Raw genomic sequence first — 13,378 nt, forward strand, 5'->3', positions numbered from 1 at the left:
CTGCCGGCCGCGTACCCTGCGGCGTTCCTCGGCGGACAGCGTGAGCAGGTCGCGGCCGTCGAAGAGGATCTCGCCGCCGGTGATCCTGGCCGGGGGCGTGTCGAGGATGCCCATGACGGCCTGGGCGGTGACGGACTTCCCGGAACCGGATTCACCGAGGACGGCGAGGGTCTCACCGGCGTCGACGGCGTAGTTGACTCCGTTGACGGCGTGGGCGATGCCGTCGCGGGTGTGGAACTGCACGTGGAGGTCTCTGACTTCGAGGAGCATTGCGGACGTCACCTCAGTTTGGGGTCGAGGGCGTCGCGGACGGCGTCGCCGAGCATGATGAACGCCAGCACCGTCACCGCCAGGGCGCCCGAGGGCCACAGCAGGGCGTGGGGGGCGTTGCGGATGTAGGGGGAGGCGGCGGAGATGTCGATGCCCCAGGAGACACTGGGGGGTTTGAGGCCGACGCCGAGGTAGGACAGGGTCGCCTCCAGGGCGATGTAGGTGCCCAGGGCGATGGTGGCCACCACGATCACCGGGGCGACGGCGTTGGGTGCGATGTGGCGCAGCAGGATGCGGGAGTCGGAGGCGCCCAGGGCGCGGGCGGCCTGGACGTAGTCGTTCTGCTTGGCGGTGATGACCGAGCCACGCGCGATGCGGGAGATCTGCGGCCAGCCGAGCAGCACCATGAACCCGATGACCGGCCAGACCGTATTGGAGGTCACGACGGAGAGGAGGACGAGTCCGCCCAGGACGACCGGGATGGCGAAGAAGATGTCCGTGATCCGGGACAGCACCGCGTCCCACAGGCCCCCGAAGTAGCCCGCCAGGGCGCCCAGCACCGACCCGAACACCGACACCCCGAGCGTGGCCAGCACCCCGACCGTCACCGACGTACGGGCCCCGTACACGGTGCGGGTGTAGACATCGCAGCCCTGACCGTCGTAACCGAAGGGATGCCCGGGAGCCGAACCGTCCTGCGCCTTGGCCAGGTCGCACGAGAGCGGGTTCCCGGAGGCGATCGCCGACGGCCAGACCGAGACGAACACCAGGAAGAGGATGACCAGCGCGGAGACGACGAAGACCGGGTTGCGACGCAGGTCCCGCCACGCGTCCGACCACAGGGAACGGGGTGCGCCGCCTCCGGGCCCTCCGACGGCCCTGTCCAGGCCGGCGGCCTCGTCGGCCGCGAGGTCCATCGAGCCGCCCATACCGGTTCCGGCAATCGCGCCCGTGGGCTCATGCGGCTGCTGCTCAGACATAGCGGATCCTCGGGTCGAGTACGGCGTACAGGAGGTCGACAAGGAGGTTGGCCAGGAGGAACACGAGGACCAGGACCGTCACGAAGCCGACGACCGTCTGGGTGTTCTGGCGCAGGATGCCCTGGTAGAGCTGGTAGCCCACGCCGTGGATGTTGAAGATCCGCTCGGTGACGATCGCCCCGCCCATCAGCGCCCCGATGTCCGTCCCGATGAACGTGACCACGGGGATGAGCGAGTTGCGCAGCAGATGCCGGACGATCACCCGGCGCCGGGGCAGGCCCTTGGCGATCGCCGTACGGACGTAGTCCGCGCGTCTGTTCTCCGCGATCGAGGTCCGCGTCAGCCGCGTGACATAGGCCAACGACACGGAGGCCAGGACCAGACCCGGCACGATCAGCTCACCGAAGGGCGCGGTCGGTGACACGGACGGCTCGATCCAGCCCCACTTCACCCCGAGGAGCAGTTGGAGCAGCAGGCCCGTGACGAACGTGGGAACCGAGATGACGACGAGCGTGACCAACAGGACGGCGGTGTCGACGGGCCGGCCGCGCCTGAGACCGGTCAGCACGCCCAGCGTGATGCCGATGACGATCTCGAACAGGATCGCCACGATCGTCAGCCGGATGGTGACGGGGAACGCCGTGCCCATCAGCTCGGTGACCTTCTGCCCGTTGAACGCCGTACCGAAGTCGCCGCTGAACAGGTGCCCCATGTAGGTGAGGTACTGCTGCCAGACCGGCTTGTCCAAGCCGAACTCCCGCTTCAGCTGCGCCGCCGTCGCCGGATCGCACGCCCGCTCCCCGCACAGACCCGCGACGGGATCACCCATCACGTTGACCATGAGGAAGATCAGCAGCGTCGACCCGACGAAGACCGGGACCATCTGGAGCAGCCGCCGGACGACATAGCGCCCCATGACGGCTCAGCCGACCTTGATCTCGTTGTAGACGGGCACGCTGAACGGGTTGAGCGCCACGTGCGACAGGCGGCTCGACCAGCCGGCGCTGCCGTTCTGGTACCACAGGGGTATCGCCGCCATGTTGTCCCGCACGACCCCCTCGGCCTGCTGGAACAGCTTCACGGCCTTGGCCTGGTCCGTCTCGGCGTTCGCCTCGTTCACGAGTTTGTCGAAGTCCTTGTCCGACCACTTGCCGTCGTTGGAGGAGGCGTTCGTGTAGTACAGCGGCTGCAGGAAGTCCTGGATGAGCGGATAGTCCATCTGCCAGCCTGCCCGGAACGGCCCGGTCATCTTGTGCTGCCCGATCTGGTTGCGGAAGTCCGCGAACGTACCCACCGGGTTGCCGACGCACGCCTTGTCGTTGCCGAGGACGTTGTTGATGGAGTTGCACACGGCGTCCACCCACTCCTTGTGCGAGCCCGTGTCCGCGTTGTACGTGATCTTCACCTGTCCGCCGGGGATCCCGCCGCCCTCCTTGATCAGCTTCTTCGCCTCGGCAGGGTGGTACTCGCAGGCAGCACCGCACAGCCCCGCCTTGTAGCCGCCGGAAGCACCGAGCACCGGGGAGGTCCAGTCGGTGGCCGGGGTGCGGGTGTTGTTGAAGATCGTCTCGGTGATCTGCTTGCGGTTGATCGCCATGGACAGGCCGGTGCGCACCTTCTCCGCGCCCGGCGTGTTCCACTTCTTGTCGTAGAAGGGAAAGGCCAGCGTCTGGATGATGCCCGCCGGGGTGTTCAGGTAACGGTCGTCCAGATCCTTCTTGACGTTCTTCAGCTGGGCGGCCGGCACGTCGTCCACCAGGTCCAGGTTGCCGGCCAGCAGGTCCGTGTAGGCGGTGTTGTTGTCCGTGTAGACCTTGAGATCCACACCGCCGTTCTGTGCCTTGTCCGGTCCGGGGTAGTCCTTCCACTTCCGCAGGCTCATCTGCGAGCCCTTCGAGTAGGACTGGATGGTGTACGGGCCGTTGCCGACCGGCTTCTGCAGCCAGGCCGCGTGGTCCGTGAAGAAGGCGCGCGGCAGCGGGGCGAAGGCCGCGTAGCCGAGCGTGTCCGGGAACCCGGAGAACTTCTGGCTCAGCTTGACCGTGAAGGTGTGGTCGTCCACCACCTTCAGCCCGGACAGCGTGTCGGCGGTCTGCCTGCCGCTGTCGGGGTGCACCTTGTCGTAGCCGTCGATGTAACCGAAGAAGTAGGCGTTCTTCTGGTTGTTCTTCAGGCTGGCGCCGTAGTTCCACGCGTCCACGAAGGAGCGGGCGGTGACCTTCTCGCCGTTGGAGAAGGTCCAGCCCGGCTTCACCTTGATGGTGAAGTTCCGCGCGTCATCGGTCTCGATCGACTGGGCGAGCCAGTTCTCCGCCCTGCCGGTCCTCGGGTCGTACCGCTTCAGGCCCCGGAAGATCATGTCGAGGACCTTGCCGCCCTGCACCTCGTTGGTGTTGGCCGGCTCCAGCGGGTTCTGCGGGTCGCCCCAGGAGGAACTCAGCACCGCGCCGCCGGTGCCGCCACCGCTGTCGCCTCCCCCGCCCCCCGAACACGCGCTGAGCGCGAGGGCCACGGTGGCCGCGCAGGCGGGCCAGATGGCGTAGGTGACTGCACGCATGAGATGCCTCCTTGAAGTGTGCTGCGCCGTAGCCGGGGGTACGGGCCTTCGAAAGGTAGACATCGAGACATCCGCGACACATCACATGTTTAGGTGAGAAAGACATAAGGACTCTGGCCTAACATCAGTCCGTGCGCCCTTGTGGGAAAGACGAGAAGCCCTTCGCTGCGCGCGTACGCGCGCGACTGGAAGCCGCCGCCGCGGGCGCTGCGCTACTGCTGGCCGGTGTCTACGGGGCGTTCGTGCGGACGGCCACCGGGCAGCGGTGGGAGAACGCGGTGCTGGCGGGGCGGCGCGAGGACGAGACCCTGGCCGCCGCCCGGGCGGCGAACGGCATGCTGGACCACATCACCCTGTCCTCGCTCGGCGCGGCGGTGGCGGCCCTCGCGCTGATCGGGCTGGTGCGGCGCCGCTTCGCCCTGACGGTGGTCGCCGTCGGCACCGTGGGCGTCTCCCTGTTGCTCGCGGAGGTGCTGAAGCGGTACGTGCTGCGCCGTCCGGATCTCGTGGACGCCCCGGAGCGGCTGCTGGGCAACAGCTTCCCGAGCGGGCACACCACCATCGCGATGAGCGTGCTGTTCGGGCTCACCCTGGTGGTTCCCTACCGGTTGCGGGGCGTCGCCGTGGGCGTCTGCGCGCTGTGGACGACCTTCGTCGGCGCCTATACGGTGGCGGCGGGCTGGCACCGGCCCAGTGACACCATCGGCGCCGACCTGCTCGTACTGACGGTCGCCTGCGCGCTCACCGGGCTGCTGGCGCGAAGCGGGCGGGTGCGCCCCGTCGCGGACCACGCTCGTCCGTTGCGCGCGCTGTTCCTGATCGCCCCGCTGTGCGGTGTGGCGCTGGCCGGGCTCGGCCTCGGGGCGCTGCTGCTGGTGGACTCGATGTTCCGGCTGCCGCCCGGGGACCCGGCGGTGCCGCGCCTGGCGTACGCGGGCGGCCACGTGCTGGCCGCGGGGGCCAGTGCGGCGGCCACCCTGGTACTGCTCGCCCTGTTGCACCGGGTCGATCTGGACCGGCCCCGGGGCCCGGGTGCCACATGAGCTCATGCCAACTGCTCATAAGCTGGGCTTATGAGGTCATACAGCGGGGCCTTCTGTCGCCGCCGGGCGGCCGGTGCGAAGGTGACCTCATGACGGCTTCATCGCAGTCGATCGCCGAGAACGTGACGCGCGGCCAGGACACCAGGCGGGAGGGCGCGGACGTCACGGCCCTGCCCGCCGCCGACATCATGGCGCCGCCCGCCGCACAGACCACCGCGCTGTCCGCCGCCGACGCCGCGGCGGACCGGCGGCGGCAGGCCGCACACCTGTTGCGCGACGGGGCCCAGGAACGGCTCGTGTCACTCCTGCTCGGTCTGCGGATGGCTCGCGAGCAGCTCGGCGAGGCTTCCGCGCCGGCCGCCGCCGGACTCCTCGACGACGCGATCAAGGATGCCGAGGCGGCCCTCGCACAGGTCCGGGAGGTGGCGGCGGGGTTGTGTCCGCAGGTGCTCCAACTGCGCGGACTGGGCCCGGCCGTCGCCGCGCTCGCGGCGGCAAGCCCGGTGCCCGTCACCGTCACCGTCCGCCCCGGCCGGACCGGCCGGCTGCCGCGCGCGGTGGAGACCCATGTGTACTTCCTGGTCGCGGAGGCGCTGGCCCACGCGGCGCAGGACTCCGGCGCGAGCCACGCCGAGGTGGAGCTGACGCGTATCGGCTCCGGCCTCGTGGTGCGCGTGGTCAGCGACGCGTGTCCGCCGCGCGGACCGCGTGCCGACAGCCGGGTGGCGGCGATGACGGAGTGCGTCACCCTGCTGGAAGGGACGCTGACGGTGACGTGTTCCTCGGCAGCGGGCACGACGGTCCGTGCTGTGCTGCCGGTGCCGACCGGAGCGGTGTGACCCGACGACGGTGCCTGGAGGTCACACCGAGAAGGGACCCTCGGAGGTCACGCCGCTCCGGAGACGCGGTAGCCCTCAGGCGGACGGGGCGATGACCGCGGCCGTGCCGTAGGCGCAGATCTCGGTGCCCGAGTCCTGGGCCGTCGTCACGTCGTACCGTACGGCGAGTACCGCGTTGGCGCCGCGGGCGCGGGCCGCCTCCACCAGGCGGTCCATGGCCTCGGTGCGGGCCTGCACCAGCGTCTTGGTCAGGCCTCGCAGTTCGCCGCCGATCACGGACTTCAGCCCCGCGCCGATCTGGGCGCCCAGGTGACGGGTGCGCACGGTCAGCCCGAACACCTCGCCGATCACCTGCTTCACGTCATGGCCCGGGACGTCGTTGGTCGTCACGACCAGAACGCCCGCATCCTGAGACGCCCCGCCGGTGTAGTCCTCTATGGACATGTATCTGCCTTCCAATGAAGAGTCATGTTTGCGCGGCCATGCCACGCCAACCGTGCGACACATTACAGGCGTTGGGAGTCAGTAATGACATCAGTTCAGTGTCCGTACAGGTCGGCCACCGCGCCTCTGTCCAACGCCCCCTTGGCGGTGTGCGGGAGGGACGGCGCGATGACCAGGCGCTCCGGGACCTCGTAGGGGGCGAGCTGGTCGCGGCAGTGGGCGAGGAGATCCCGCTCGGTGACGGTGCCGCCCCCGGCGAGCACGACCGCCGCGCCGACGCGCTGGCCGTACGTGGGGTCGGGAACGGCGAACACGGCGGCCTCGGTGACGCCGGGGGCGGCGGCGAGGATCTCCTCGACGTGTTCCGGGGAGATCTTCTCCCCGCCCCGGTTGATCAGGTTCTTGATCCGGCCGGTCAGGTACAGCCGGCCCGCGGTGTCCTGGAAGCCCAGGTCACCGGTGCGGAACCAGCCGTCGTGGAAGGCGGCTGCCGTCTCCGCGGGCTCGGCCAGGTAGCCCCGTGCGACCGCGGGGCCGTGCACCCAGACCTCTCCCTCGGTGCCCACCGCGCACGGCCGCCGGCCGGCGTCGAGGACGTGGATCTGCCCGGCGGTCGGCAGGCCCACGGAACCGGGTGCGCGGTCGCGGGGCACGCGGAGCGGTTCGCTCGCGGCCTGGTGGGTCGTCTCGGTCATGCCGTAGGCGGACAGAACCGGTGCGTCGAGAAGGCGTTCCAGGGCGTGTGCGGTGGCCGTGGGGAGCGGCGCGCTGCAACTGCGGGCGAACCGCAGGGGAAGGGCGAGGGGACCGGGGTACTCCTCGGGCGCGCGCCGGAGGAGGATCTGGTGGATGGTGGGCACGGCCGTGTACCAGGTGCCGGACACCGCGCGCATGTCGTCCCAGAAGGTGTGGGCGGTGAACCGGCCGCGTTCCGGCAGCAGCAGACAGCCGCCGGTGGCGAGCGTGGCCAGCAGTCCGGCGAGCAGCCCGTGTCCGTGGAAGAACGGCATCGCCGCCACCGTGGCGTCCCCGGGGGTGAGTTCGTAGGTCGTGGTGATGCCGTGCAGGGACGCGACCACGTTGGCGTGGGTCAGCGGGACGATCTTGGCCCGGCCCGTGGTACCGGCCGTGAACAGGGCGAGGGCGTCGTCGCCGGTGAGCCGGTCGGCGGCGCCGTGCGGGGTGCCGTCCGCAGGGGCACCGTCAGCCGGGGCCCCGTCCGTCACGGTCCCGGCGTGCAGTGCGATGCCGTACCGCCCGCCGCCGGGCCGGCGCACCGTCAGCGGCCAGTGCGGCGGCCCGCCGTCCTGCCGGGCGGGCGGGGCCACCGGTGGGCCGGTGAGCACCGCCTGGACCCCGAGGGCCGTGTAGCGGCGCCGCCGCTCCTGTTCCGGGAGGGCGGGGTCGACGGGGGCGAGGACCAGGCCGGCCCGGGCCGTCCCCAGCAGGGCGACGGCGAACTCCAGGTTGTCGGCGCTGACCAGGCCGACCGGCCGGTGCGGGCGCAGTCCCGCGTCCAGCAGGCGCTGGGCCAGTTCGTCGGCCAGGGTGGTGAGGGCCCGGTACGACACCGCCTCGCGGGCCTCGCCGACGACGAGCGCCGGGGCGTCCGGCCGGTCCCTGACCTGGGCGTCGATCACGTCGTGCAGGCCGGAGATCCCTGGCGGGCGGTAACCGCCGGCGGCGCCGTGGTGCGGGGTGATGGCTAGAGGCATGTCTCCCCCTCATCGTATGTCCGAAAAGAGTTGCTAGGCGACACTCACATAGAGTGCGCGCTTTCATGACTGATGTCAGCATGAGTGAGCCATGTGTTGAACACAAGGAAGCGGGACTGACATCATGAGTAGCGCAGAGTTGACCGATGGTGCGCACCTGGTGGTGGACGCGCTCAAACTCAACGGCGTCGACACCGTGTACGGCCTGGTCGGCATCCCCGTCACCGACCTGGCTCGGCTCGCCCAGGCGTCCGGCATCCGGTTCATCGGCTTCCGGCACGAGAGCAGCGCGGGCCGGGCGGCGGCAGCGGCGGGCTTCCTCACCGGCCGGCCCGGCGTGTCCCTGACGGTGTCCGCGCCCGGGTTCCTCAACGGGCTTGTGGCCCTGGCGGAGGCGACGACCAACTGCTTCCCGATGGTGCAGATCTCCGGCTCCAGCGAGCGGCACATCGTGGACCTCAAGCGGGGCGACTACGAGGAGCTGGACCAACTCGCCATCGCCAAGCCCCTGGTGAAGGCCGCCTACCGGGTGGACCGGGCCGAGGACATCGGCCGGGGCGTGGCGCGGGCGCTGCGTACGGCGGTGTCGGGCCGGCCGGGCGGGGTCTACCTCGACATCCCGGCCGCCGTTCTCGGCGAGACCCTGGACGCTGACCGGGGCGCGGCCTCGCTGTGGCGGCTGGTGGACCCGGCGCCCCGGCAACTGCCCGCTCCCGAGGCGGTGGACCGGGCGATCGAACTGCTCGCGGGCGCCGAGCGACCGCTGGTGGTCCTCGGCAAGGGTGCCGCCTACGCACGCGCGGACGAGGTGATCCGGGAGTTCGTCGACACGACCGGCCTGCCCTTCCTGCCGATGTCCATGGCCAAGGGGCTGATCCCGGACGACCATCCCCAGTCCGTGGCCGCTGCCCGCTCGCTGGCGCTGAAGCGGGCCGACGTGGTGCTGCTCGTCGGGGCGCGGCTGAACTGGCTGCTGGGCCACGGCGAGCCGCCGCAGTGGAACCCGGACGCGAAGTTCCTCCAGATCGACATCGAGCCCACCGAGCTGGACAGCAACCAGCCCATCGCCGCACCGCTGGTCGGGGACATCGGCTCGGTGGTCGGCGCGCTGGTGGAGCGGATCGAGCCGGGGCGGATCGCCGTACCGGCGGCCTGGCGGCAGGAACTCGCCGAGCGCACCCGGCAGAACGCGGCGAAGATGGCGGAACGGCTGGCCGCCGACCCGCACCCCATGCAGTTCTACGGCGCCCTGCGGGCGGTCCGGGACGTCCTGCGCGCCCACCCGCACGCCTACCTGGTCAACGAGGGCGCCAACGCGCTGGACTTCGCGCGCAACGTCATCGACATGCAGGTACCCCGGCACCGCCTGGACACCGGCACCTGGGGCGTGATGGGCGTCGGCATGGGGTACGCCATCGCCGCCGCGGTCGAGACGGGGCAGCCGGTCGTCGCGGTGGAGGGCGACAGTGCCTTCGGCTTCAGCGGCATGGAGCTGGAGACCATCTGCCGGTACGGCCTGCCGGTGGTCGTCGTGATCCTCAACAACGGCGGCGTCTACCGCGGCGACGGGGTCAACCCCGCGTCCGCCGACCCCTCCCCCACCACCCTCGCGCCCACGGCCCGGCACGACAAGCTCGTCGAGGCCTTCGGTGGGCGCGGTTACCACGTGGAGTCGCCCGTGGAGCTGGCCTCGGCGCTCACCGAGGCCCTGGCGTCCGGGCGGCCCGCGCTCATCGACTGCCTCATCGACCCCACCGCGGGCACGGAGAGCGGTCACCTCACGAACCTCAACCCCACCGTGGCGGTGCGGCCCTCCGGCCCCGACAGGTGAGGGCCTCCCGCCCTCGCACCCCCCACTCCTCCAGAAAGGGATGCACGACCATGTCACAGCTGCCCCTCACCGGCATCAAGGTGATCGACTTCACCGGCGTCCAGGCGGGCCCGGCCTGCACCCAGATGATGGCGTGGTTCGGCGCCGACGTGCTGAAGGTCGAGCGGATCAACGGCGGTGACGTCACCCGCCACCAACTGCGCGACATACCGGACGTCGACGCCCTGTACTTCACGATGCTGAACAGCAACAAGCGCTCCCTGGCGATCGACACCAAGACGCCCGAGGGCGAGGCGGTCATGGAGAAGCTGATCCGGGACGCCGACGTGCTGGTCGAGAACATGGCCCCGGGCGCACTGGACCGGATGGGCCTGAGCTGGGAGCACTGCCGGGAACTGAACCCGCGGCTGATCTTCGGCTCGGTCAAGGGGTTCAACGACGACTCGCCCTGGTCCGACCTGAAGGTGTACGAGAACGTCGCCCAGTGCGCGGGCGGCGCCGCCTCCACGACCGGTTTCTGGGACGGCCCGCCGACCGTCAGCGCCGCCGCGCTGGGCGACAGCAACAGCGGCATGCACCTGCTGATCGGCATCCTCACCGCGCTGCTGGACCGTGAACGCACCGGCCGGGGACAGCGCGTGGCGGTGTCCATGCAGGACGCGGTGCTCAACCTGTGCCGGGTCAAGCTGCGCGACCAGCAGCGGCTGGAGCGGGTGGGCTACCTGGAGGAGTACCCGCAGTACCCGAACGGGACGTTCACCGACGTCGTCCCGCGCGGCGGCAACGCCGGCGGCGGCGGCCAGCCCGGCTGGGTGCTCAAGTGCAAGGGCTGGGAGGAGGACCCCAACGCCTACATCTACTTCACCGTCCAGGAGCAGGACTGGGGGCCGACCTGCCAGGCGCTGGGCAAGCCGGAGTGGATCGACGACCCGGCGTACAGCACGGCGAAGGCCCGTCAGCCGCACATCTTCGACATCTTCACCGAGATCGAGCGGTGGCTCGCCGACAAGACGAAGTACGAGGCCGTGGACATCCTGCGCGAGTACGGCGTCCCGTGCGCGCCGGTGCTGAGCATGAAGGAGATCGCCTACGACCCCGCGCTGCGCAGCAGCGGCAGCGTGGTGGAGGTCGAGCACAAGGAGCGCGGCACGTACCTGACGGTCGGCAGCCCGATCAAGTTCACCGGGTTCACGCCGACCATCACCGGTTCTCCGCTGCTCGGCGAGCACACCGACGAGGTGCTGGCCTCGCTCGGGTACAGCGAGGAGGAGATCGCCGCGCTGCACGAGAAGAAGGTCGTCGTCTCTCACGACTGACCGGCCGGCATGCCACGGCGCTCCCGGGAGGATCCCGGGAGCGCCGTGGCGTCTCAGAGTGCCGTGCGTGTCACTTGGTGCCGTGCAGACCCTGGTAGAGGTAGCCGTTGGCCTGGGTGATCGCCGCCTTGGCGGCGTTGGTGTCAGCCAGTGCGTTGAGCATGAGGAAGTCGTGGATCATGCCCTGGTAGCGCACGGACGTCACATCGTTGCCCGCGGCCCGGAGCTTGTTGGCGTACGCCTCGCCCTCGTCGCGCAGCACGTCGGCCTGCTCGGTGATGACCAGCGTCTTCGGCAGCCCCTTGAGCTGGTTCAGACTGGCGCGCAGCGGGGAGGCGTAGACGCTCTTGCGGTCCTTGGCGTGGGGGGCGTAGGCGTCCCAGAACCACTCCATCCCCTTGCGGGTCAGCCAGTAGCCGTCGGCGAACTCGCGATAGCTGGGGGTGTTGAAGTTCGCGTCCGTCACCGGGTAGAAGAGCACCTGCTCCCGCAGGGCCGGTCCGCGCCGCTCCTTCGCCATGAGCGCCACGACGGTGGCCATGTTGCCCCCCACCGAGTCGCCGGCCACGGCGATGCGGGAGCTGTCGACGTCGATATCACGGCCGTGCTCGGCGACCCACTTGGTGGCGGCGTAGGCCTGCTCGATGGCGATGGGGAAGCGTGCCTCCGGCGACGGCGTGTAGTCCACGAAGATGACGGCCGCGTGCGCGCCGTTGGCGATCTGGCGGGTCAGCCGGTCATGGGTCTCCTCGTCTCCCAGCACCCAGCCGCCGCCGTGGAAGTACATGATGGCGGGCAGTTTGCCGGTGGCGCCCTTGGGCCGCACGATCCGCACTCTCACCTTGCCGGTCGGGCCGACGGGCAGGTCGCGGTGGGAGATGTCGGCCGGCAGCAGCCCCTTGGGGTCGGCCTGGAGCTCGTCGAGCGCCTTGCGGGCACCGGCGTAACCGAGCGTGTACACGGGCGGCTGCTTGGCCGCCTGGTCGGCGAAGACCTGGGCGTCGTGCTCCAGGACCACGTCGGTCGGCTTGCGGACGGTGCTGCTGACGCTCGCGCTGGCACCGGCGTTGGCCTCGAAGAGAAGGCCGAAGGCGAGCGGCAGGGCGGCGGCCACCGCGACGGTCCGGGCCAGACGGCTGCGTGCGGACATGAGAATGCGTCTCCTCTTGTGGGACGTCTTGTGGGACGAAGAAAGGGGGGCTTGCGGGATGTCACGGCGCGGGCGTCGAGCGCCGTCCCGTGACCGGACAAGTGTGCTGGCGCGAAACCGACGCTTACTGTCAGGCCACCCGGAGACCGTACGTGGCACCCGCCCCACAGCAGCCATAGGGGGAACCCCACTTGATGGACTCACTTGTCCCGCAAGGCCGTTGACGGTAATGCGCAAATCACTTGATCGAGTGATGTCATGAGGGTTCGGCGTTGTCAGCATGGTCGTCACATGACCGTCAACGCGCCGCATGTCCCGCGGCCCCAGGCAGAGGAGTGACCAGAGGAGATGACCAGGATGACCAGGCCGCACCGGGGCCGCCTCGGCTACGTCGCCGCCCTCGCCGTCGGTGCCTCGCTGTTCGCGGCGGCCTGTGCCGGTGCGGGGCAGGAACGTCAGAGCGCCGGGAGCGGCCCGGAGGGACGGCCGGCGGGCTCCGGCGTCCCGGCGGTCGGTCTCACCTCGCGGCAGGCGCGGCACGCGCTCCTCACGGAGGCGTACCTGGGGTCCCAGTGGACCGAGGTGAAGGACTCCGGCGACCGGCGTGAGGGCCTCCTGCGCGGCACGGTGAACGCTCAGGACTGGCTCACGCACAAGGAGGACGCCACCGTCTGCCGGCGGCTGCTGGACCGGCTGAGCGATGACCGGATCCTGGACGCCCCGCTCGCCGGTACCCAGGCCGTGGCCGTGTTCGACGCCGACGACGGCAACCGGATGCGCTACGAGGTGGGCACCTACCCCGCCGCCGAACTGCGGGCCGCGCGAGAGTGGTTCGGCGCCCTGCCGCAGAAGTGCGGTGTCTTCATCGCCACCCGGCCCGACGGCAGCACAGAGGACGTGCGGGTCACGTCCCTGCCGGTGCCGGAGGGCGACGGCACACGGCAGGCGCTGTCGGTCGTCGCGAAGGGAACGACGGAGGGGGTGCCGTTCACCATGTCGCTCGACGTGGCGCTCATGGCGTCCGGCGACAGCGCGGTCACCGTGGTCAACGGGGGCCTGGCCGACGCCTCCCACCTCACCACCAAGCTCGCCGTACGGCTCGGGGCGCCGCGGCTGACCACGGTGCTGGCCGGCGGCACTCCCCCGGCGCAGCCGACGGGACTGCTCGACTGACCCCCTGACGCGCGGGGGCCCGGGTGGACGGCCGTCCACCCGGGCCCCCGCGCGTCAGGC

At 70.5% G+C, this 13,378-nt stretch carries 12 protein-coding genes; 5 read left to right on the forward strand and 7 right to left on the reverse strand.

Translation table 11 applies throughout. The features are described 5' to 3' along the window. From C3492_RS04610 to C3492_RS04625, 4 genes are all read right to left on the reverse strand, one after another. Positions 1-270, reverse strand: a 270-nt coding sequence (locus C3492_RS04610) for an ATP-binding cassette domain-containing protein (protein ID WP_146075643.1), incomplete at its 3' end; no start/stop codon positions are given. 8 nt (positions 271-278) lie between these two features. Further along, positions 279-1,250 carry an ABC transporter permease gene (locus C3492_RS04615; protein ID WP_103810438.1) on the reverse strand — a complete coding sequence of 324 codons (972 nt, stop codon included), beginning with the start codon at positions 1,248-1,250 and terminating at the stop codon, positions 279-281. Next, positions 1,243-2,166: an ABC transporter permease gene (locus tag C3492_RS04620; RefSeq protein WP_103810439.1), complete on the reverse strand. Its 924-nt coding sequence runs from the start codon at positions 2,164-2,166 to the stop codon at positions 1,243-1,245. The genes C3492_RS04615 and C3492_RS04620 overlap by 8 nt, the downstream gene beginning before the upstream one ends. Before the next feature lie 6 nt (positions 2,167-2,172). Then, positions 2,173-3,807 (reverse strand): ABC transporter substrate-binding protein, encoded by a 1,635-nt coding sequence (locus C3492_RS04625; protein WP_103810440.1) that lies wholly within the window; start codon positions 3,805-3,807, stop codon positions 2,173-2,175. Positions 3,808-3,938: 131 nt separating this feature from the next. Between C3492_RS04625 and C3492_RS04630 the strand changes: the two genes are divergently transcribed. Both C3492_RS04630 and C3492_RS04635 read left to right on the forward strand, forming a co-directional pair. Further along, entirely contained in the window at positions 3,939-4,850 is a 912-nt protein-coding gene (locus C3492_RS04630) for a phosphatase PAP2 family protein (protein ID WP_103810441.1), read from the forward strand. A gap of 89 nt (positions 4,851-4,939) precedes the next feature. Further along, positions 4,940-5,689 carry a sensor histidine kinase gene (locus C3492_RS04635; protein ID WP_103810442.1) on the forward strand — a complete coding sequence of 250 codons (750 nt, stop codon included), beginning with the start codon at positions 4,940-4,942 and terminating at the stop codon, positions 5,687-5,689. A gap of 75 nt (positions 5,690-5,764) precedes the next feature. Here the strand turns inward: C3492_RS04635 and C3492_RS04640 are convergent, their stop codons facing one another. Continuing rightward, positions 5,765-6,133 (reverse strand): YbjQ family protein, encoded by a 369-nt coding sequence (locus C3492_RS04640; RefSeq protein WP_103810443.1) that lies wholly within the window; start codon positions 6,131-6,133, stop codon positions 5,765-5,767. A 95-nt stretch (positions 6,134-6,228) separates the two neighbouring features. Beyond that, the gene (locus C3492_RS04645) at positions 6,229-7,848 is read right to left on the reverse strand and encodes a FadD7 family fatty acid--CoA ligase (protein ID WP_103810444.1); all 1,620 of its coding nucleotides are present in this window, start codon (positions 7,846-7,848) and stop codon (positions 6,229-6,231) included. Between the two features lie 124 nt (positions 7,849-7,972). On the opposite strand from C3492_RS04645, the gene oxc reads away from it, so the two are divergent. Both oxc and frc read left to right on the forward strand, forming a co-directional pair. Continuing rightward, positions 7,973-9,679, forward strand: coding sequence for an oxalyl-CoA decarboxylase (gene oxc, locus C3492_RS04650; protein ID WP_103810445.1), 1,707 nt, complete (start codon positions 7,973-7,975; stop codon positions 9,677-9,679). 50 nt (positions 9,680-9,729) lie between these two features. Beyond that, entirely contained in the window at positions 9,730-10,995 is a 1,266-nt protein-coding gene (gene frc, locus C3492_RS04655; protein WP_103810446.1) for a formyl-CoA transferase, read from the forward strand. Positions 10,996-11,065: 70 nt separating this feature from the next. On the opposite strand, the gene C3492_RS04660 is transcribed toward frc, so the two are convergent. Continuing rightward, positions 11,066-12,145: an alpha/beta hydrolase gene (locus tag C3492_RS04660; RefSeq protein ID WP_103810447.1), complete on the reverse strand. Its 1,080-nt coding sequence runs from the start codon at positions 12,143-12,145 to the stop codon at positions 11,066-11,068. A gap of 357 nt (positions 12,146-12,502) precedes the next feature. On the opposite strand from C3492_RS04660, the gene C3492_RS04665 reads away from it, so the two are divergent. After that, entirely contained in the window at positions 12,503-13,318 is an 816-nt protein-coding gene (locus C3492_RS04665) for a hypothetical protein (protein ID WP_103810718.1), read from the forward strand. Positions 13,319-13,378 lie beyond the last annotated feature (60 nt).

This window comes from Streptomyces sp. Ru62, assembly GCF_002920615.1.
Taxonomy (GTDB): domain Bacteria; phylum Actinomycetota; class Actinomycetes; order Streptomycetales; family Streptomycetaceae; genus Streptomyces.